At 35.5% G+C, this 22,324-nt stretch carries 20 protein-coding genes; 5 read left to right on the forward strand and 15 right to left on the reverse strand.

The annotated features are described in order from the left end of the window. Positions 1 to 5: 5 nt before the first annotated feature. The 4 genes from KDE13_RS06655 to KDE13_RS06670 form a co-directional block, all read right to left on the reverse strand. Entirely contained in the window at positions 6 to 2,081 is a 2,076-nt protein-coding gene (locus KDE13_RS06655) for a bifunctional C40 family peptidase/M15 family metallopeptidase (protein WP_212143178.1), read from the reverse strand. A gap of 165 nt (positions 2,082 to 2,246) precedes the next feature. Further along, positions 2,247 to 2,528: a hypothetical protein gene (locus KDE13_RS06660; protein ID WP_212143179.1), complete on the reverse strand. Its 282-nt coding sequence runs from the start codon at positions 2,526 to 2,528 to the stop codon at positions 2,247 to 2,249. Continuing rightward, positions 2,521 to 3,042, reverse strand: a complete 522-nt coding sequence (locus KDE13_RS06665; protein WP_212143180.1) for a 2-thiouracil desulfurase family protein — start codon at positions 3,040 to 3,042, stop codon at positions 2,521 to 2,523. The genes KDE13_RS06660 and KDE13_RS06665 overlap by 8 nt, the downstream gene beginning before the upstream one ends. 31 nt (positions 3,043 to 3,073) lie before the next feature. Continuing rightward, on the reverse strand, positions 3,074 to 3,937 hold the full coding sequence (locus KDE13_RS06670) for a D-amino-acid transaminase (RefSeq protein WP_212141025.1): 864 nt from the start codon (positions 3,935 to 3,937) through the stop codon (positions 3,074 to 3,076). Positions 3,938 to 4,035: 98 nt separating this feature from the next. Here KDE13_RS06670 and KDE13_RS06675 point away from each other — a divergent pair, with 98 nt between their 5' ends. Beyond that, positions 4,036 to 4,542: a hypothetical protein gene (locus KDE13_RS06675; protein ID WP_212141024.1), complete on the forward strand. Its 507-nt coding sequence runs from the start codon at positions 4,036 to 4,038 to the stop codon at positions 4,540 to 4,542. Here the strand turns inward: KDE13_RS06675 and KDE13_RS06680 are convergent. From KDE13_RS06680 to rsmH, 3 genes are read right to left on the reverse strand one after another with little or no spacing between them, the layout of a single operon-like run. Then, positions 4,521 to 6,458 (reverse strand): FUSC family protein, encoded by a 1,938-nt coding sequence (locus KDE13_RS06680; protein WP_212141023.1) that lies wholly within the window; start codon positions 6,456 to 6,458, stop codon positions 4,521 to 4,523. The two genes, KDE13_RS06675 and KDE13_RS06680, sit on opposite strands and share 22 nt — an antisense overlap. Then, entirely contained in the window at positions 6,455 to 6,748 is a 294-nt protein-coding gene (locus tag KDE13_RS06685; RefSeq protein ID WP_212143181.1) for a hypothetical protein, read from the reverse strand. The genes KDE13_RS06680 and KDE13_RS06685 overlap by 4 nt, the downstream gene beginning before the upstream one ends. Positions 6,749 to 6,756: 8 nt before the next feature. Continuing rightward, entirely contained in the window at positions 6,757 to 7,677 is a 921-nt protein-coding gene (gene rsmH / locus KDE13_RS06690) for a 16S rRNA (cytosine(1402)-N(4))-methyltransferase RsmH (protein WP_212143182.1), read from the reverse strand. 126 nt (positions 7,678 to 7,803) lie between these two features. Between rsmH and KDE13_RS06695 the strand changes: the two genes are divergently transcribed. The 4 genes from KDE13_RS06695 (at position 7,804) to ftsZ (ending at position 12,522) form a co-directional block, all read left to right on the forward strand. Beyond that, positions 7,804 to 8,379, forward strand: coding sequence for a class II aldolase and adducin N-terminal domain-containing protein (locus KDE13_RS06695; protein WP_212141020.1), 576 nt, complete (start codon positions 7,804 to 7,806; stop codon positions 8,377 to 8,379). Positions 8,380 to 8,487: 108 nt separating this feature from the next. After that, positions 8,488 to 9,945 (forward strand): peptidylprolyl isomerase, encoded by a 1,458-nt coding sequence (locus KDE13_RS06700; RefSeq protein ID WP_212143183.1) that lies wholly within the window; start codon positions 8,488 to 8,490, stop codon positions 9,943 to 9,945. 5 nt (positions 9,946 to 9,950) lie between these two features. Beyond that, a complete protein-coding gene (ftsA, locus tag KDE13_RS06705) occupies positions 9,951 to 11,369 on the forward strand; it encodes a cell division protein FtsA (protein WP_212143184.1) in 1,419 nt (472 codons plus the stop codon). 13 nt (positions 11,370 to 11,382) lie between these two features. Further along, a complete protein-coding gene (gene ftsZ / locus KDE13_RS06710; protein ID WP_212143185.1) occupies positions 11,383 to 12,522 on the forward strand; it encodes a cell division protein FtsZ in 1,140 nt (379 codons plus the stop codon). A 421-nt stretch (positions 12,523 to 12,943) separates the two neighbouring features. Here ftsZ and KDE13_RS06715 read toward each other — a convergent pair whose 3' ends face one another. From KDE13_RS06715 to purL, 8 genes are all read right to left on the reverse strand, one after another. Beyond that, positions 12,944 to 13,237 carry a metal-sulfur cluster assembly factor gene (locus KDE13_RS06715; protein ID WP_212141016.1) on the reverse strand — a complete coding sequence of 98 codons (294 nt, stop codon included), beginning with the start codon at positions 13,235 to 13,237 and terminating at the stop codon, positions 12,944 to 12,946. Then, on the reverse strand, positions 13,227 to 14,411 hold the full coding sequence (locus KDE13_RS06720; protein WP_229204382.1) for a peptidase M50: 1,185 nt from the start codon (positions 14,409 to 14,411) through the stop codon (positions 13,227 to 13,229). The genes KDE13_RS06715 and KDE13_RS06720 overlap by 11 nt, the downstream gene beginning before the upstream one ends. An 8-nt stretch (positions 14,412 to 14,419) precedes the next feature. Beyond that, positions 14,420 to 14,761, reverse strand: a complete 342-nt coding sequence (locus KDE13_RS06725) for a hypothetical protein (protein WP_212141015.1) — start codon at positions 14,759 to 14,761, stop codon at positions 14,420 to 14,422. 89 nt (positions 14,762 to 14,850) lie between these two features. Further along, entirely contained in the window at positions 14,851 to 15,891 is a 1,041-nt protein-coding gene (gene msrB, locus KDE13_RS06730; RefSeq protein WP_420838377.1) for a peptide-methionine (R)-S-oxide reductase MsrB, read from the reverse strand. Positions 15,892 to 16,394: 503 nt separating this feature from the next. Beyond that, positions 16,395 to 17,927, reverse strand: a complete 1,533-nt coding sequence (gene purH / locus KDE13_RS06735; RefSeq protein ID WP_212141014.1) for a bifunctional phosphoribosylaminoimidazolecarboxamide formyltransferase/IMP cyclohydrolase — start codon at positions 17,925 to 17,927, stop codon at positions 16,395 to 16,397. Between the two features lie 19 nt (positions 17,928 to 17,946). After that, on the reverse strand, positions 17,947 to 18,699 hold the full coding sequence (locus tag KDE13_RS06740; RefSeq protein ID WP_212141013.1) for a DnaJ domain-containing protein: 753 nt from the start codon (positions 18,697 to 18,699) through the stop codon (positions 17,947 to 17,949). Positions 18,700 to 18,703: 4 nt separating this feature from the next. Further along, positions 18,704 to 19,762 (reverse strand): SDH family Clp fold serine proteinase, encoded by a 1,059-nt coding sequence (locus KDE13_RS06745; RefSeq protein WP_212141012.1) that lies wholly within the window; start codon positions 19,760 to 19,762, stop codon positions 18,704 to 18,706. Positions 19,763 to 19,827: 65 nt separating this feature from the next. Further along, positions 19,828 to 22,023, reverse strand: coding sequence for a phosphoribosylformylglycinamidine synthase subunit PurL (gene purL, locus KDE13_RS06750; RefSeq protein ID WP_212143186.1), 2,196 nt, complete (start codon positions 22,021 to 22,023; stop codon positions 19,828 to 19,830). Positions 22,024 to 22,324: the final 301 nt, after the last annotated feature.

Genomic DNA, 22,324 nt, shown 5'->3' on the forward strand with positions numbered 1-22,324 from the left:
TTTTATCACCAAACCGTCTGCTTTACGCCAAACATTTCTGGGCGATACTCAAAGTGCATAGTATCAAAGTGCTCCCAGCGACCACCCCAGATAAACTTATGTCGCTCAAATATATGCACGATACTTTCAGGGATTAAATTTTTATACCCATTGTGCCAACGCCAGTAGTGGCTCTTATCCACGTTTATATCTACCGCTATAGCGTAGCTATGGGCTGAGAGTTGACTAGTCCCAGCGATAACTCGCCACTTAAATGTTCCACCAGGATTTTTAAGATACTCAAGCATTTTAGGGTCATTTTTAACCAGCTCATTTAGCTCATCACTTACGGCTTGTAGGGCATCCGCAGCACCATTTTGGCTATTAAATTTAAGTTTTAAGTTTAAAGTATCTTTTAACCAAACCACATCTTTTAAATTTGCTTTTACTTCACTCTCGCTACTGCCATAAATTTTACTTAAAAACTCGTAGTTTCTGCACCTACCGCTATCACTTAACGGTGCATTTAAGGGCATAAAAGCGGCATAAGGTAGTGCGTTCATATCCTGCACATCAGCCTCAGTGCTACATTTACTATCTTTAGGCATAAAGTCATCAAATTTAATACTCGTGCCATCATCAAAAAATACTTTATTATCCACTATTTTAACGCTATAAGCATCTTGTAATGCTATTATCCTTGGATCTAGATTAATGTTTGCTGTTTTTATATCTATTGATAGTGGCTCACTTTGCTTGCTCTTGACACTTGAGATTTTAAAGGGTTCTATATCTCTTAAAATATTGATAGAATCAATTTTTGAGATTAATAAACTCTCATCATTCACATCCACTCTGCCCTTGCCTATCTCAAGCGTAGTTATCGCCGTTTGTCCGATCAGTGCCCTGCCATTATCTGTAGTTTTTATCCCCCAAGCATCGTGCATAACATAAATTTCATCATCCTTGTATCCTGCATAAAGCATAATGTGTCCCGGCAGGTGTATGAGCGTGAGATATGGTACTCCACGCTCTTTTATGATACGTTTTTTCTCGTCGTTGCTTAGTCCTTTTAGATTAATTTTAGTACCGACATTTGCCTGAATGCCTGAGTTCCTAGGTAGCCACACGCCAAAACTAGCCATAAAATCCTTTAAAAATAGCGAACAGTCACGCAATCTATCCACGCCGCCCCAGCCATAAGGCTGACCTAGTAATGACTGCGATAAAAATTTAACATTCTCATCGTTTAGCATCATCGGAAAGTGTGTTGCTACTTGTTTTGATGCTTTATATCTAACAAGTCCAGCACGAGTATAAATTTGTCCCACAAACTCACTTGTATTTTCACTCTCAAAAGGTAACAAAGCCCCTATCCTAGCGTAAAATAAAAATGCTCCATTTTCACTATATATCGGTGTTTTATCCACTTTTATCGTCAAAAATTTCTGCTTTGCATATTTATTTGCCGTCTCATCACTTATAAATTTAATATCTTCAACTTTGAGCCAACCCCAAGTCGTGTCATCGCTCACAAACGCCCACGCTCTATCGAGTGAAAGGTGTGAGACAAATACTGGGTAGCCGATACTTAAAGTTGAAAGTTGCAAGTAGTCAAATGGATAGCCCTCACCCGGATTGCTTGGATTATAAAATATCGGCTCATCGGTTGGAAAGTTTCGCAAAGCCGTATTTGCAGTAGTTAAAGCATAAATTTGAATGGAGTTAAGTGCGGTAAAATTTGCATTTTTCTTTTGAGCTTCAAACCATTTAAGTGGTATAGGGCGAAAATTTGAGCCATAATAGGTCTTTGTCTTTGATGGTTTATAGACATCAAACGCCCAAAATAACTCCTTTGAACTCTGTTTTATCCCTTTAAGCGTAAAGACTTTAAAGCGTCTTTCAAGTAACTCTTTTTCGTCAAAACTTACATTTAACCCACTAAATGGTAATGAATTTATCGTCTGAGGTAACTCAAAGTCTATTAACCTTATACGCTCATTTTGAGGCTCATTTATTTCTTGTATTGGTAAAACATTTATGTTTTTCGCACATCCAATAAATATAAAAACCACTAAAAACGATAAAATTTTAAACTTCAAAACTAACTTTCCTTTTTAAATTTAATACTATCTAAAATGGTAACAAAGACGCAAAACATCTTCTTGTCATCATTTTGCATATGTATGCCATTTACATTAAGATACGCCCAATATCGACATAAATCTAAGCTAAAATCTCTACTACAATAACGTTTTGAAGTGCATTTATAAAGCAAGTTGCACTACAATCAAACTGCACCGCCTGCCAAAAGTGTGTTTTAAACTCTTTTGTGAGCTTTTTAACTTCTCTTTGCTTAAATAGCTGTAGATGGTAGTAAAAACAACTAAACAAATAGCAAAAAACGTATATAAATTTATATTAAACTCGCTAAAATCACCTTGTAAAAAGGTATATCCGCTAAATAACAATGTCAACAAAAATGCCACTAAAAGCACTAAAACAAGACATTTTAATACAACTTCTAAAACAGCATTTTGCCTACTCAACTAAACTCTCCAAAAGCATGTCTATCTCGCTCTCACCATAAATTTTTATACCGATTTTATTTAACGCTCTTGTAGCTAACCCATCGCCACTTTTTAGTATGTTACTAAAAGTGCCATCATAAATTTGTCCGCTCCCACAACTTGGGCTTCGCTCTTTTAAAATAGCAATCTTGCACGATATCTTGCTAGCGATTTTTACGCACATATTGGCTCCTAGCTCAAACTCAGCCGTTACGTCAGTTTGCGAAAATTTAGTCATAACTTTATACGATTTTTCATCTTGCTGGTTATTTTTCAAGTTCATAACGACTATCTCGGCTGGTTCACGTGGTGTATTTAGACCACCAAGCTCCTCGGGACAAACAGGTACGAGCATATAAAACCTACTAAGTGCTTTAAGTTTTTGGTTTAGCTTATCATTTGAGTTGTTACTACCATTATATTTGCAATTAAAACCAAGCAAACAAGCACTAACAAGCACACTCTCACCTGTAAAATTTTCATTTTTACTCATCTATTTGCCAAATTTATCAAATTTACAAATTCTATACACCAGCTTCATCAAGCATTTTTCGTACGTAAAGCTCACGAAGCTTTATAGCATATTTGCCTACTTTACCACCATTTATAAATCGACCATCGGCCTTGATAATAGGTAAAAGTATGAGCGTGGCAGCCGATATAAACGCCTCATCGGCACCATAAACTTCATCTATACTAAATTCTCTTTGCTCCACTTTTAATCCAACAAGCTCGGCAAATTTCAGCAATGTTTTACGACGGATTCCGGGCAAAATTTCATTTGAAAGTGGTTTTGTAATTAATGTTTTATCCTTTATGATAAAAGCACTTGAGCTACACCCCTCAGTTACAAAACCATTTTGTACCATTAATCCCTCATACGCACCCCTTTTATGAGCCTCGTTTTTAGCGTAACACTGAGCTAGAAGCGAGATAGACTTTATGTCACGACGACTCCAGCGAATATCCTCTACACTAACTATCTCTATGCCACTTTTTGCAAGTGGATTATCTATCACATTTGCCTCATAGCAAAATACAAAAACGCTAGGCGTTAAACCATTAACAAAGTAAAAATCCCTAGGTGCAGCTCCGCGTGTTATCTGTAGATATACACCACCCTCTTTTAAACCATTTTGCGTGATAACTTCGTATAAAATCTCTTCAAATTTTTCCTTTTTATAAGGAAGCTTTAGCTCAATCGCCATCAAACTTCGCTCAAACCTCTCCCAAAAATCATCCCTATCAACCAAGCGTGAATTTACAACTGGCACCACCTCATATATGCCATCACCAAAGATAAAACCACGATCAAATGCACTTATTTTAGCTTCACTGCTTGGCAGAAATTCGCCATTTATAAAGACAATATCTAAATTTGTAGCCATTTTTACCCCTTGTTTTTGTAAAATTGTAGCGAAAATTTGTTAAGTTTTATGGAAATTTGGTATAATTGAGACTAAATTTTACTAAAAAGTCTGGATAAATGCAAGAACAATTAAAAAAAACGATATTAGATAATATATTTGTTGTCTCAAAACAGCCTGTACTTTTTCGTGATCTGCTTGAGGCAAACACTCTTTTTAACGAAAATATGCTAATAGATGGTGCTAAGTTAAATTTTAGATTTAACCACGCAAAAACATACAAAATTTATACTCTAATTTGTATAATATTTTTACTACCGCTTCTTCTTGTAACACACCATTTTTTAGCAATAACAGACGCTCACATCTCTATAGTGGCTACAATAGTGGTGACATCAGTAGTATTTTTAGGCTTTGATATGTTTAAAATTTGGGCTAGAAAAGAGATGAGTGCTGAGCTTATCAAACGTGCTTGGGAGGTACATTTTCCATATTTTAAATATGAAAAATACTCAACTCGCGTCGAAGAAATTTATAATACTGCTATAAAAAATGATGTATCAAAAAAGGACTTAGAGCAATACGTCTTAGAAAAGCTCATCTCTTACAAAGATAGCAGTGAGTAAATTTCATTTTGTTTTGTTATGATAGAAGTGGATAGTTTTTGTACTCTCTCATCGTTACAAAGCAACTTATCTTTGGCATTTTGTAAAAAATAATATGGCAAATTATCTACTTTCCTAGAAAGCATCTCGAAACGACTCGATAATATATCTAAGTCATTTTTAAGGCTCACGTCGACCATTAGCTCATTTTGATTTAAAAATTTAAGATAGTTTCTAAGCTTTATCAGATCTATATTTGCATCGTTTAAGATATTACAAATTTGCCTTAACTCATATCTTTTTTGTTCACTAATATCACTTTGCCAAAGCTCTTGTTCGTATGATCTAATAGCATTTGCAATATCGATCTCTTGTATACTAAACGTATGTCCTTTACGTTCAATGAGCGTTGTGTCTATAAAATTTTTAAAATTCATTAAACTGCTTTTAAGCTTAGCTTTTAGTTGTTTAGTATCTTTTGTGGCTGTAAAAAGCGACACTACAAAAACAAGCATAAATCCTATCATAATATCTGTCAATCTCTGCAAAACTAGCTGCAAAAAGTCATTTTTAATCATATAAAACACTAAACTAAACTCAAACATAAATGCCGTTGTAAAGGCGATCTGCTTGTATTGCTTCAGATAATATACAAAAAATATACCTACAATGGAAAGTATTACAATACCCAAACCATCACTAAATACATAAATAGTAAAAAGTGCAAGAGCCAAGCCAAAAAATGCACCCAAAATATTATCAACACCAGAAATTTTTACTATTTTATGACTATCTTGTTTTATACTCATCACAGCTATTGCTATCCATATGCCATGATCTATCTTAGTAAGTTGAGATATAAATATAGCCGCACTCATACAAAATGCCAACCGCAAAGCACTAAGTGTTGTTTCATCTTTTAAATTTATCTTTTTTATGACTGAAAGCAAAGTAGTTTTTTTAGCTTTTTTAAATTCTATTTTATCTTCGCCACCATCTTTTATAAGCTTAAATTTAAAGTAAAGCACATCAAGAGAACTAGCAAAAACCTTATATATTCCACTTCTAACTAAATTTAATATATCCATTTTTATAATTGCACTTTTACCTTCAAATAGCCCCTTTAACTCATTGATATTGTATAAAATTTCTTCTCTTATCTCATCTAAATATCGAGTATCCTCTATCTTTTTAAACGATGAATGAATCGGTGCTAAGACATAAGCTATCTCTTCTATCTTATAAAGATAAAATATAGCACGAGAATAATTTCTGACAAGCTTTATATCTTTTAAATTTACACTTTCAGTAGCAAAGATACTTTTAAATTTGGCAATATGTGATAACATCTGATCTCTTTGTTGATAAAAATCATCTGCACCAAGCACTTTTACACAAGCATATGCATCATCAAGAAGTATCCGCATACTATCTTTAGTAAATGCTCCATATTTTGCGAATTTGCCCATTTTTATGATGATTGCACTTACACCACCAAGTGCTAATCCTCCAATAGCGTCGTCTAAAATTATGCCTCCACTACTTTGAACTATAAATCCAACTAGCCCTGTTGTATTTGTGGCGATTAAAATTTTATGCAAATTCACATTATAAAGCGACGTCAATGAGAGCAAAAATACCCATATAAAAACAAACAACGCAAGTATTGTACCAAGCTTTATAAGTGGCACAACAAAAGGCATAAAGGCGATAGAAAGTATGATATAAAGGGTTAAAAAGCCAAATTTATGGCTATCTTTACACTCAAGAGTACTTAAAAAAAATATACCCATTGTGATATTTACTGAAAAGATTGCACCATTTATATTAAAAAAATAATACCCCAAAAAGCAGTTAAGAGCGATAGCAAATGTAGCTTTTAGCGAATATATAAGATAAAAATTTGCAGGATCATAAGAGCGAAAAAATGCCGTCATTTCCACTGCTGCTGATTAAGTAAGTTTAAAATTTGATTTTTATATCTTAGATTTTCAAGCTTTATACTAAGGGCTTTATTTTCTTCTAATAAAACATCACGTTTGCCACTTATATCGGCGATATCACGGCTTATGTAGTAGATTTTATTTGCAATATAAATTTTAGGAAGACAGATAGCAAATGCAATAAACATCGCCAAATAGACCATAATAAGCATTTTAAAGCTTAAATTTATCTCACGTTTTTGTTCGCTATCATGAAGCTTAAGAAGTTCATCTTTTTCTTGCATATCAACACCTAATATATATGAAATAGACGCATTTTAGCACAACTTGCACGCGAGTTATATGCTATCTCATTCATGTTTGGCACTATTGCCTTTTTTGTTAAAATTTTTCCTATCGCGTGGTTGTTTCCACACATGCATCTCATTACATCGCTAGGACAGATACAGTTTTTAGCCCACTCTTTAAAGGTATTTTTCACTATTCTATCTTCGAGTGAATGAAAGCTAATTACCGCAACTTTACAATCTTTAAAATTTGCATTTTTTATGCTACTTAAAAGCCTCTCAAGCTCACCTAACTCGTCATTTACTTCGATTCTAATGGCTTGAAATGCTAATATCGCTAAGCTCACGCTTCGGCCATTTAATCTATTTTTACCGATGATTTGTGTAAGCTCTTTTGCACTTTTTATCGGTTGCTTTGCTCTTGCTGATACGATCTTTGCAGCGATAGTTTGTGCATTATGTAGTTCTGCAAATTTATAAAATATCTCAGAGAGTTTTTCTTGAGAATAGCCATTTACAACATCATACGCACTAATCCTCGCACAAACATCCATACGCATATCCAAAGTATCAGAGTTTATCGAAAATCCTCTCTCGTTTTTATCTATCTGAAGTGAGCTAACGCCTATATCAGCAAATATACCACGAACGTCTTTAAGCTCATCTTGACTTAAATTTTCCATAAGTTGCGAAAAATTACTCTTATAAATTTTTACTCTATCTTTAAATTTGCTAAGACGTTTTGAGCTAAACTCTATAGCTTCATCATCACGATCACAAGCTATCAAATTTATATTTTTATTTTTTGTAAGCATTGCATTAGAGTGTCCAGCATAGCCTAAAGTGCAGTCAATAAATGTGCCTTTAATATCTGCAAAAATATCAGTAACTTCATCTAATAAAACACTAATGTGTGGACTTTGCAAAGCTCTCTCTTTTTATAAAATTTATGTGAAATTTATCAAATTTTTACTTAAAAATGTATCATTATGTAAAATTTTACATAAATTTTAGAAATTTCAAAGTATAATCACGCCAAACAAGGGGCAAAAATGGATCTTAAGCACTCTATAAATGAACTTAAAAAAATATCTCTTTCAATGTTTCGTAAAAATTTCTTTGGAGTATTTCATGGCTCTATTTCTGCACGCAATGGGCGTAATCAATTCATAATAAATAGACAAAATGCCATATTTGATGATCTTAGAGATGATGATTTAGTGCTACTTTTTTCAAAAAAGGACTACCGCTGGAATGACGCTAGCCTTGATGCTGATATACATCTAAATATCTATAAAAATATAAATGAAGCAAAATTTATATGCTATGCGATACCGCCATATACGACTGCATATGCGATGAAACATCAAAGTATAACTCCAAAAGATTATTTCGGATATACAAGATTTGGAGAAATTTCAGTCTATGATCCAAAGCAATTTGAAGACTGGTATGAACGAGCAGAGACTGAAATATATCGATATATGATAGAGAAAAATACAAATATAATCATTATTAAAGGCTATGGAATTTATGCATTTGCTCGCACATCTCAACAATTAGCCAAAGAGATAGCGATACTTGAAAATAGTTGCAAGTTATTGCATTTAGTAAATGATCACAACTAACAAATTTACTAACAAAATTTTAGTTTCAAAGCTCGATTTTAAGGTTATTTAAGGCTATTTTTAGTAAAATGCGACTTATTTTATTGTTAGTAATATAAGGGAAATTTAATGATAACTTGGATGCAAAAAAACAAAAAATACCTAGTTGTAACGATCTGGATAAGCGTTATAGCTTTTGTTGGAGCTGGTTTTGTTGGCTGGGGTGCATACGATCTAAACAAAAACAGAGCTACTTCAGTGGCATCTGTTGGACATAGAAATATTAGTGTAAACGAGCTTCAACAAAAGTATAACCAGCTATATGATTATTATAGCAGTATTTTCGATGGCAAACTAACGCAGGAAAAAGCTGAAGAGTTAGGATTGGAAACACTTGCACTCCAAACAGTTATAAATGAAAATTTACTACTAAATTTTGCAGATGATATAGGACTGAGCGTTAATGACGAAGATGTATTAAAATATATAATAGTCGATCCAAATTTCCAAACAGATGGCGTTTTTAATAAAAATTTATACTACGATGTGCTTCGCCGTGCCAGGATAAATCCAAATGATTATGAGAAAAATTTAAAACGCAGTATACTTTTAAATAAACTAACTTTTGCACTAAATCTTCCAACTACAAGTATAGACAAAGATGCGATAATTGCTAGTTTTTTTATGCAAGACAGGTTAGCTATACAGGTCATAAATGCTGATGAAAGTGAAGTTACATATAATGATGATGAGTTAAAAAAGCTTTGGGAAAATAATAAAAATAATTATATGACAAAGCGAACATATGGACTTGAAACACTATTTATCCCTTCAAAAAATGAAGATGTAAATGATAGTATTTTAACTAATTACTATAATGAAAATAAGGAGAAATATAAAGACACGGATGATAAGATACTTATATTTGACAATATTAAAGAGCGGGTTAGAAATGACTACAATATCGAACAAAGCAAAACCAACGCACTAGAAAAATATATCGCTGTTAAAAAAGGCGAGTTAGCAACCGAAAGTGAGATGACATACACACAAGGAGAAACTCAACTACAAACAGATGAGCTAGATAGTGCAAAGATCGGTGAGACGCTAAAGCCTTTTATATATAATGATGGCTATCTGATAGTTAGAGTAAAAAGTATAACGCCACCACAACCTATGACTTTTGACCAAGCAAAAGAACAAGTAAAAGAAATTTATAAAGAGAGCAAACTAAAAGAGATATTAAGCGAAAAAGCGAAAGTGGAGCTAAATAATTTTAAAGGTAAAGATATAGGCTTTATAAGTCGTAACACTAACACAAATTTAGAAGGACTTCAAAATCATGAAGTTCAAGCCTTTATTAATCAAATATTTGACTCCCCTAACAAACAAGGTTATATAACATTAGGCAACAAAGCCGTTATCTACAAGATATTGGAACAAAAATTGCTTACTAACAACGTTAGTGATGAGTATAAAAGTATGTTAGAACAAAATATACTGTCGTTGAAAAATAACGAACTCATAAAAGATCTAACCAACGAATTACAAAAGCGTTATGAGATCAAAGAATATGTCAAAAGGTAATTATTTTGAGTACTAAAATTTTAGGTATAGATGTCGGATCTTTTCAAATTTGTGCCATTATAGCACAACAAGATGAAAACGATAGTCTAAAAGTTATAGGTATAGGCACAGAAAAGACACAAGGTATAAAAAAAGGTGTCATAACAAACATAGAACTTGCATCAAAATCTATCAAAAATGCACTATTAGAAGCCCAAAGAGTTGCAGGAACACGCTATGATAAAGTGGTAGTATCAATCTCTGGAGCATATACAAAGAGTGTTGATAGTAGTGGCGTTGTAAATATACCAAACCACGAGATCGGAATACGCGAGATAGAACGTGCCATGCAAATGGCTGATCACACGGCAAACATACCTAGTGACTATGAAAAACTTCACGTTTTACCATATAATTTTAAAGTAGATGGACAAGAGCACATTGAAGATCCTATAGGCATGAATGGTACACGCCTTGAAGTACAAACACACATAGTAACAGTACAAAAATCATCCCTAAGCAATCTTAGAAAAGCCATAAGCTCGGCTGGAATTCAGATAGATAATATTGTCCTTTCAGGATATGCCTCAGCCATAGCTACACTAACAAAAGATGAAAAAGAGTTGGGTGCTGTACTTATAGATATGGGTGGTGCTACGTGCAATATGGTTATACACTCCGGAAATTCGATAAGATACAACGAATTTTTAGGTGTTGGCTCATCAAATATTACAAACGATCTATCAATGGCACTTCATACGCCACTACCAAAAGCCGAAGAGATAAAAACAAACTATGGCTCAATCATAAACAAAACTGCCGACATGATCGAAATACCAATACTTGGCGACGAGAACAAAACGCACGAAGTATCACTTGATGTTATCTCAAATGTCATATATGCACGTGCCGAAGAGACCTTTATGATACTAGCTCAATTTTTAGAAAATAGTGTATATAAAGACCTTATAGGTGCAGGTATCGTCTTGACTGGTGGCATGACAAAACTAGAAGGCATACGAGATTTGGCTTCTGCTATATTTGATAAGATGCCAGTTAGAATAGCAAAGCCAAAAGAGATGGATGGGCTTTATGAGATAATGAGGGAACCTGCAAATTCTTGTGCTATAGGACTTTGTATGTATGGAGCTGGAAATTTTACATCGTACGAGATCGATTCTGAGAAGAGAATGCGGTATAGTGGTGAAATAACAGTAAAACCAAAATTAAATTTTAGTAATATTTTTGAAGAAGATAGACAAAAAGATAGTATAAAAAAACCAGATCTAAATCATTTTGAAGATGAAGGGATAGAATTTATTAGTGATTTTACAAATGAAACAAACAACAAAGAAGAGCTTGCAAATATTGCAGATATAAGCAAACAAGAAAAGCAGCCAAGCACTATATCAAAATTTTGGCAACGAATTACACAATTATTTTAAGGAGAATTTAAAAATGGGTAGCTTTACAGTAGAGGAGAATAAAAGTATCTACGGTGCAAAGATCAAGGTCGTCGGTGTAGGTGGTGGTGGTGGAAATATGATAAATCATATGATAAGAGAAAATTCAGCATTAAACATTGATCTAATCGTCGCTAATACTGATGCTCAAGCACTCGAGAATTCTCCGGCACATACAAAAATTCAACTTGGCGAGAAAAAGACAAAAGGTCTTGGTGCAGGTATGAGACCAGAAGTAGGCAAAGAGGCGGCACAAGAGAGCTTTGATGAGATAAAGAGTGCATTAGAGACTTCTGACATAGTTTTCATCGCCTCAGGTCTTGGTGGCGGTACAGGTACAGGTGCTGCACCTATCGTAGCTCAAGCGGCAAAAGATGTGGGTGCTCTAACTGTTGCCGTAGTAACAATACCTTTTATGTTTGAAGGTAGAAAACGCCGTAAACTAGCTGAAATGGGCCTAGACGAGCTACGTAAAGAGAGTGATTCGATAGTTGTTATACCAAACGATAAACTACTAACGCTCATCGATAAAAAAGCTGGTCTAAAAGAGAGCTTTGAGATGGTTGATAATGTGTTGGCTCGTGCTGTTAGCGGTATGAGTACAATTGTACTTGACTCTGGTAAAAGCGATATAAACCTTGACTTCGCCGATGTCAAGACTATAATGGGGCATCGTGGTTTAGCACTAATGGGAGTCGGTGAAGCAAGTGGCGAAGATGCTGCACAAGAAGCGATTAAAAATGCTATACAGTCGCCACTGCTTGATAATATGACCATAAACGGTGCACTTGGCGTCTTGGTGCATTTTAGAATTCACCCATCATCTCCGCTAACAGATATAAGCGAAGCTATGGAGCTTGTATATGAAGCTGCTGACGAAGATGCAGATGTTATATTTGGTACAACAAGCGATGAAAATATGGAAAACAATAGGGTTGAAGTAACACTTATAGCAACTGGATTTAAGGGTGCTAAAGAAGAAGCCAAAGAGAACAAAGAGAGTTCAAACGATATAAATGAGTCTCTCAAAAAAGAGAGGATTCTCCGTCTTCAAAAGGTAAGCGGTGGATACAATAGCGAAGAGTATATGACTCAACTTGATGTACCATCATATATGCGTTATCAAATGGACTAAAAATGACAGAGCGGACAGATAAGTCCGCTTTTGCTTTAAATTTACAAAGATACAATAAACTATAAAATCAGCTATATAAATTTCTAAGCTATATTTTTAGTATTTTTATAAAAAGCTAAAAATTTAACTACTCCATGTTTGTTTATAAGTTTTCTATATTTACTATAAACCCACATATAAAGCTAATATTTACACTCGCTGATTTTTGGCTTTCAAACTAGCTCATTTTAAAACTCTAATTATTTACTCTGTAAATATCATAAAAGTATATTTGTCAAATTTTAAACTATAAAAAGCTATCCAAGATTACATGATACTAAATGTATATACCAAATTCATCCAATTTTAATAGATCTTACTTTTAAATAAGTAAATTTTACATTTATTTTATGAATTTAGAGTGATCTAGCAACTACTCATTTTATCTTACCCCAAGTGCAGCTTTTACCTCATCATTAGCCATATTTATATTCCACTCAGGCTCCCAAACTAGATCTATATCGCACTCAGTGATACCATCCACTCTAAGCACAGCGTCATTTACCCAGCTTAAAATCAGCTCGTGCAATGGACACGAACGAGTTGAAAGTGTCATTGTTACCACTGCCTTTTCATTACTAACTACTACGTCGTATATTAACCCCAACGACACGATATCAAAGCCGACTTCGGGATCAACTATTAATCTTAGCTCATCATAAATTTTATCTCTCATTTTTTACTCCAAATTTTATAAATTTAAACACATTTATAATGTTATATGTTACGAGCACCACACTAACTAGTATCGCACCAAGGCCAGCGTAAGCCATACCAAACACATACAAAACAAGTCCTAAAGCATTAAAAGCTATAGCTATATATGTCGGCGACTTCACTATCATATCATCAAGCAAAGGCACTTTTGTCTTGCCAACAAACGGCGCAACATAGTGATACCATATAAGAAATGGTGCGATTTTATAAAGGTGTGCCACGATAAATGAGTATAAAAAGCCATAAAGCAGACAAAACAACGCCGTATCTTCAAGTCTTAATGCATAAAAGACACAAAATACAATAAGTGCGATGAGTGATAAAAATATATTCACACTCCAATAATCAAGTGCTTTTCGCACACGTTTTTTTAGTATCTTTAATGCCTCAGCCACAAAGCTAAACACCGCCAAAGCAAATGCCACAAAAGCCGTCGTGTCATTAAAGACCAACAAAGCACCAGCTAAAATGTAAAAGCCAAAGGCTAGTTTTGAGAGCGTAAATTTAAGATCATGTGCAAGTGCAAACATGGGTAATAGCACAGTTGATACGCCAACTATAATGAAAAATACAAACCCAACTACAAAATAGATATGGAATTTTAAGGTCATCGCAAAATCAAGACTTAAAACTCCTGAAAATATCATCAACAGACAAAAACCGAGCACTAAACCAATAAGCAAAAACACCGCTGAAACGAGTAATAAAAATGCTGCTAGGCTTCTCTTTGTATTGCCAATAAAACTAAGCAAATATGTTACGTCAAAAAATAGCAGTGAGAGAAAAAGCAGCAATCCACCGCTATGCATGAGCCATATTTTACCACTTATCATACCAGCACTCATCACCGCCACGCCCAAAGCATAGATAAATAAATTTACAAACGCTCCTTTTATACTAAAAAAGGACTTCTCTAATATCACAGAAGTAAGCTGATATAACGCCCCTATGATGATACTCATCACAAAGCCTACAAAATAAATATGCATAAACCCAGCTGTATTTAGCGAAGTTATGGTAGTAAAATCAGCCATAAAAAAGACAAAAACGCTCATTAGTAAAAACAAAATTCCTACGATAAAGTAGCCACCCACTAGCTTAAACGGTGGTGCAAAGGTGTTTAAAAGCATCATCGCTCACACTAGCCATGGCAGGTCTGAGTAAAGTCAAAACTACTAATATCCACGCCATCTTTTAAACTAAATGTAAGTTTTACCTCTTCACCACTTAAATTTTCACGCTCCACATCAAAGCTCGACTCTATTTTAGGTATCAGCCCAGCTGGAAATTTATGATTTACCATTACGACCTTGCTCTCTTTGCCAAATAGTTTGAGTGCAAGCATCGCATTTAGCATAGGCTCAGGTGGCATACATTTGCGTGAATCAAAGCCAACATAGCTTATGCCGTTCTCACTAAATTTATAAAATGGCACACTCGCACCATCTACTAAAAACTCCTGCCAACCATCAAAAAAGCTCATACTCTGTCCTTTTATTAAATTTATTTTAAAATCAGAGTATTATACTCTTAAATAATAAACTTAGCATTGATTTAGCTCAATAAATTTTATCATTTGACATACGGCACAAAAGCGGCATATCCAAGCTCTACCATCTTTGAAAGCGGTATAAATCTCAAACTTGCTCCATTTATGCAGTATCTTAGACCGCCACGATTCACTAAACCATCGTCAAACACATGCCCTAGATGGCTGTCTGCTACGCTTGAACGCACCTCAACGCGTTTCATACCATGTGAGTTATCTTGTTTGTATTGCAAAGCATCAGTTGTTATAGCCTTTGTAAAACTAGGCCAACCACATCCTGCATCATACTTATCCACACTTGAAAATAGCGGTCTACCACTCACAATATCCACATATATCCCAGCCTCGTCAAATTTATCATACTCGCTAGTATAAGGTCGCTCCGTCGCACTTTCTTGCGTTACAGCGTATTGCTCGGTAGTTAGCTTTTGTTTTAGTTCATCCTTACTAAGTGGCTTAAATTTATACTCATAAAGTGGCTTTTGTGCTAGACTAAGGTCAATATGGCAATAGCCGGTCGGATTTTTATCCAGATAATCTTGATGATACTCCTCAGCCGTTATGAAATTCTTAATCGGTTCAACCTCAACAGCGATCCTGTCTTTAAATTTGCTCTGCTCGTATGCGATAGTCGCCTCTATAACTGGCAACTGTGAAGCATCAGTGTAATAAATCCCTGTGCGATACTGCCGGCCGATGTCATTGCCCTGCTTATTTACAGAAGTTGGATCTATAACACGGAAAAAGTGTGCTAAAATCTCTGCTAAAGCTACCCTATTTTTATCAAATTTAACAAGCATAGTTTCAGCGTGATCAGTCTGTTTTAATTCTCCATAACTCGTGCTTTCACTCTTGCCATTTGCGTATCCTACGGTTGTCTGCACCACACCTGGTATGCGTTTAAAGTAGCCTTGCACTCCCCAAAAGCACCCACCAGCTAAATAAATTTCAGTTAAATTTTGCATATTTTTACTCTCTTTCATTATTTTTTTATCACTATTAACTCCAAACATAAGGCTAAAAGCCACCGCTACTGTTAAAAATACAATAATAAATTTTCTCATAACATATCCTTTTTAAATAAATTTATAAAAATTATATGAAAATAAGAGTTAAAAAGTGTGAAATAACTAAATTTATCACTCTATTATATTGCATCAGTATCAATGCCTTTGGCTTTTAAAATTAGTAAAGTTGTTTTTATAATATCTAAATTCGTTTAAATACTAAAATCAAAGTTTATAAAATAAAATGCGATACTTAGCTACTAACCCCTTTAAGAAGTATCTATTAAGCAAAAATTCTATAAAAATATAAAGATTGCTTTGCAATATTTTATTCATTTTACTTGTTTGTAATAAAAATTACCTTTTATTAATTTTAATTTGCTAACCAATGTTTAAGACATCAGTGAGTGGTATTTGAATATTTAAATGGTATAAAGATAGTACAAATATCTATGTCATAAAATAAAAATTTAGCCTATGCTAAACGGATAGTTTGCCAAGCTAAATTTTTATAAATCTCTAAACGAAAAAGACAAGCTAAATGATAGAAATTTAAAATTTTAATGTAAAAAGTGTCTTACTCCTGTAAAATATAATGCCATCCCATACTCATCAGCTGCAGCCACTACTTCATCATCACGCATACTTCCACCTGGCTCTATAACGCATTTTACGCCCACTTTTGCTGCTATATCTATACTGTCTCTAAATGGGAAAAATGCCTCACTCGCTAGTACACAACCACTTAGATCAAGCCCTAAATCATTTGCTTTTGCCACCGCCGCACGTGCAGCATCCACACGACTAGTCATACCCATCCCTATTGCCACTACTGCACCATTTTTGGCATAAACTACGCAATTACTTTTAGTCAGAGCTGCCACCTTCCAAGCGATATCAGCATCTTTTAGCTCACTTTGACTTGCTGCTCTTTTACTCATAAGTCTCATATTTTTTAACTCATCATCTTTCACTTCATCGCTTTCTTGAAAAACAAATCCGCCATCAACGTGTTTAAAGTCATACTTATCATTTGCTCGGACTAAAAATTTATTATTTTGAGTAAAAATTTTGATACGTTTTTTACTCTCAAATACTTTTAATGCTGCCTCATCAACATTTGCAGCGATTATCACTTCAACGTAAATTTTATTTATCTCATTCGCTAGCGATTCATCAAGTGTGCCATTTATCGCTACAACTCCGCCATAGGCTGAGATCGGATCGCATTTTAATGCCTCCACATAGCTTTCAAGCAAACTACTTTTAACTGCAAAACCGCAAGGATTTGAGTGCTTAACTATCGCTACAGCAGGAGCTTCACCAAAACTAGTCGCAAGTGCCACAGCTCCATTTATATCAGTCATATTATTAAAACTGGCCTCACCCTTTAAAGCTGTGAAGTTGTTGCTAAAGTAGTATTCAAACTCATATAAGGCTCCCTTTTGGTGCGGATTTTCTCCATAACGAGTATCAAAAACCTTACTCGCTGAGATAAATCTCATATCGCCAAAACCGCCGTTAAATCGCTCGTTCATATAGTTTGCGATCATAGCATCATAAGCTGCTGTATGCTCGTAGGCTTTTATCATCAAAGCTCTTTTAAACTCATATTGATTTTCACCACTTTTTAAATTTGCCACGACTGCGTCATAATCAAGCGGGCTTGTAACGATATAGACATCTTTGAAGTTTTTCGCCGCACTTCGCACCATCGCAGGTCCGCCGATGTCAATGTTCTCTATTATCTCGTTAAAATCATCAGTACGAATAGTCGTTTCTTTAAAAGGATATAAATTTACACACACTAAATCAATACTGCCGATATTATTCTTCGTAGCTTGTGCTACGTGGTTTGCGTCATCTCTTTTGTGAAGTATTCCACCGTGAATTTTAGGATGAAGTGTTTTTACACGCCCATCAAACATCTCAGGCGAGTCGGTATATTTGCTCACTTCTATTGCTTTTACGCCGTTTTCGTTTAGTAGTTTGTGCGTTCCGCCAGTTGAAAGTATCTCAAAGCCCAAATTTGCTAAATCCTTTGCAAACTCAACTATTCCGCTCTTGTCGCTAACACTGATTAATGCTCTCATTCTTGCTCCTTTTAAAGTTTTATTGCCTATTTTTTATCTCTTCATATGCTTCGTTTATCTCTTGTAACTTTTGTGTTGAGTTTTGTATCATCTCATCGCTCTCACCACGCCCCATTAAAATATCAGGATGATACTTTTTGACTAGCTCTCTGTATCGTTTTTTGACTACTTCAAATGACACATTGTGCGGTAAGCCTAAAACATCATACGGATTTTTTACACTCTGTTTTAGACTGCTATCTTGATAGCTATTTCGAGAACTACGGTTATCATAAAAGCTCTCAAACTGCGATAAAATTATCCTTAAAGCCGAGTTTTTCACGCCAAATCCACTTGCAATACTCTCTATAATATCCATCTCAGCTCTTGAGATAGAGCCGTCAATATAGGCTAAATTTATAAGAAACGCTATCCGAGCGACCGCTACATCGTGGCTTGGTATGAACTGGCGTGAGTACTCATTCGCCAATTCATAAGTATTATTTAAATTCTCTTTTTCTATATTATAAATTTGTTTTAAGTTCTCTCTTATAGCAGTAGAGCCCCCGAGCCTTGCTGTGATATCATCTAAAATTTCACTGATAAGATGTGCTTCAAGCTCATTTACATGCCCATCGCTTTTTGCCACCTTTGCAATAAGTGCAACTAAATATTTTGCCTCTGCAAAGGCGAAATTTGGATGATAACCACTTAAATTCTGTGGATTTTTTCTAAAATTTGACGTTAATATATATATGACAAATATTATAAAAATGAGCGTTAGTAAATTCATTATCCTACCATAAATGATAAATCGTATTTTTTATCTTACCGCCGACTAGCTCATTTTTACGCCATGAGCTTTCGTCATTTATGGCATTCCATCTACGTTCATCAGGGCGGTAAAACCAGTCTTTATCTATCTGATAATAAATTTGTTTGCCGTTTGCTTCAATGATATTTGCGATATTATTATCATGATAGCTATTCTCATCAAAGTCAGTAAATGCTCGCTGCCCCATCTCAGAGTAAAGCATAGTTAGTTCTTGAAGCATCTCATCAAGCTCGCTATCCATCTTTTTCACATGTAGCCCGATCTCTTCAGCTTCACGGAAAAGTATCGGATACTCGTGTGCAGGATAGTCACTATTTAACTTTTCAGATATGTTTTTAATAGCCTCTTCATCATCAATGTGATAACGTAGTATCTCACGACAAATTTTAAGCGAGAGTGAACTAGCCCTATCAACTGCACCAAAAACTAGCGGATGTATATACTCATATAGCGATTTGTATGGGTTTTGATCATTATCTTTCTCGTTTGATTTCCATAGCTTTATCACACGACTTAGCTCATCCATTGACACACTTACTAGATCGTTTCGCTTATCAGTTGGGCTTAGATCGTGTTTTAGCGATGTATCCACAGGAGTGAGGTAAGCAAGTGGTCCCATAACAATCTCATTTGCTCCAAGTGCCATCATCGTCGCAGCAGAAGCACAGTTGGCTGGGATAAGTGCAGTTAAATTTTTACACGCACTGCGTATGGTACTGATGATACGAAGAGAGGCAATGCCGCTACCGCCATCGCTTTTGATATAAAAAAAGGCATTTTCTATCTTTCTGCCTTTTAAAATTTCATACATTGCACTCGCATCGTTACCGCAGACACTACCTGCGTTTGAGTTGTAGTAAGTAATTAATGTGCCGCCGAGCTTTACCTCTATCTTTTTGATAAGATCTTGCGTCTGCCTAAATAGCACTGGTGGCTTTGCTATACTTTTACCATCTGCCCTACTCTCCTGTGTTACCTGCGTCTCGTCATCTTTTGTAAATAAAAGCTCCTTGATACTCATTTTCTATCCTTTAAATTTATTTTTACTCTATTTAGTCGCACATTACATTTTGAAACTAAATAAATTTAATCTTCTTGTTTAATTATCCTAGCAAACTCACCAAAATATATCTCACTTATATCCTTTAAGTTCTCATTTATGCCATTGATTATAAATCTATCTCCACCAGTTACGCCGATTTTTGCTACTTTTAGTCCAAATTTTTCCGCCAAAGTTTTAAATTTAACTTCATCTTTTACGCCTACAACCGCACGTGAAAAGCTCTCATCATATATCCATCTCTCATCGCCAAATTCACACTTAGCTTCTACGCCGATACCACTCACACAAGCCATCTTAGCTAGACTTATCGCCACGCCACCAGTGCCTACTGAATTAGCAAATTCTAATAAATTTAGCCCATTTGCCTCTATCACAAGCTCCCAAAGAGCTCGTTCTTTTTTATAATCAATATCTCGCAACTCGCCACCGACTGCGTCAAAAAGTGCCTTCATATATAAACTCGCCGCAAACTCGCCACTCGTATCGCCGATGAGATATATTGCTGTGCCACTATTTTGAAATACGCTTGGTAAATTTTTATTTGCATCCGTATTTACTCCTACGCTAACGATCGCAGGAGTCGGATAGACGCTAACGCCTTCGGTTTCGTTATAAAGACTTACGTTACCACTGACAACTGGTGTATTTAGCTCACGACACGCCTGTTTTATGCCTTCACAACCCTGTGCAAACTGCCACATTACCTCAGGATTTTCAGGATTACCGTAGTTTAAACAGTCTGTGATGGCAAGTGGCATAGCTCCGCTCATAGCAACTTTTCGCCCACTCGCTACTACCGCTAGTGCCGCCCCTATCTTTGGATCGACGTAGTTATGGCGTGGCGAACACTCTATACCCATAGCAATAGCCGCACCGCTCTCTTTGACGCGGATCGCTACTGCACCTAGGCAACCTGGCTGACGGATCGTGTTTGTGCCAATATTTGCATCATATTGATCATAGATAAAGGATTTATTAAGGATATGCGGATCACGAAGTAATTTTTTAAATGCTGTTGCATTGTCAACTCTACTAAATTTATCCAAGCTTATATCTTTTATTGTGTCAAGATATTTTGGACGTGCAATTGGGCGATCAAGTATAGGAGCAGCTTGTGCCAATGGATTAATAGGTATCTCTCCTGCTAATTCGCCGTGCCAAAAAAGCTCCATTTTGCCTGAGTTTGTTACCTCGCCGATAACCTCTGCGTCAAGATCCCATTTTTTAAAAATTTCTAAAATTTTATCTTCGTACCCTTTTTTGGCACATATAAGCATTCTCTCTTGGCTCTCACTAAGCATAAGCTCATACGGCGTCATCGCCTCTTCACGCATAGGAACACGATCAAGGTGCATACGCATACCACTACCACTTCGTCCAGCCATCTCAAAGCTAGAGCTTGTAAGTCCTGCTGCACCCATATCCTGAATACCTACTATATAGTCATTTTTAAATAGCTCCAAACACGCCTCCATCAGCAGTTTTTCAGCAAACGGGTCGCCTACTTGCACGGTCGGGCGTAAAGATTTATTCTCATCGTTAAAGCTATCGCTTGCCATAACCGCACCGCCAAGCCCATCACGACCTGTTTTTGAGCCTACATATATGACAGGATTACCGACACCTTCGGCTTTGCCATAAAAAATTTCATCACTTTTCACAAGCCCAAGTGCAAAGGCATTTACTAAGATATTGCCGTTAAAACTCTCATCAAAGCTTGTCTCACCGCCTATTGTTGGTATCCCCATACAGTTGCCGTAGTGCGAGATACCAGCGACTGCACCTTTAAGTAAATAGCGTTGATGACGTGCAATTTTACTATCGCCACACATCTCTCCAAAACGAAGTGAATTTAGGTTTGCTACAACTCTTGCACCCATAGTAAAAACATCACGCAAGATCCCGCCAACACCAGTAGCAGCTCCTTGATATGGCTCTATAAAGCTTGGATGGTTATGACTCTCCATCTTAAACACAGCTGCAATGCCACCGCCAACATCTATAACACCAGCATTTTCACCTGGTCCTTGTATGACCCATGGGGCCTTAGTCGGAAAACCACTAAGGTATTTTTTGCTTGATTTATAACTACAATGCTCACTCCACATCGCTGAAAATATCCCAAGCTCAAGCAAATTTGGTTCGCGTCCCAAAATCTCTAAAATTTTTGCGTATTCGCTATCGCTGATCTTATGTGCCTTTATGGTTGCATTATCCATCTTTTTCCTTTTATCGGTTATAAATTTTTATCTCTACTATTTATTTGCAAATAAAGCATTATCTTCATCTTATATTTTGCAAATCAACCTACAATTATCAACTCCATAACACCATAATCCGCTTAAATTTTGATGTGAGCTCTTTGCTTTTTTACGTGAATTATCTAATCTTTCAAGCTCATCTGTATATATTTTTATCATTTTTGAGTATAAATATCAAATTTTTCAAACTGCTTTTGCACTAGTTGGGTATACAAATTCCATTCTTTCTCTTTTACTACACGCTTTTTTAGTATATTTA

The organism is Campylobacter anatolicus, assembly GCF_018145655.1.
GTDB classification, from domain to species: Bacteria; Campylobacterota; Campylobacteria; order Campylobacterales; family Campylobacteraceae; genus Campylobacter_A; species Campylobacter_A anatolicus.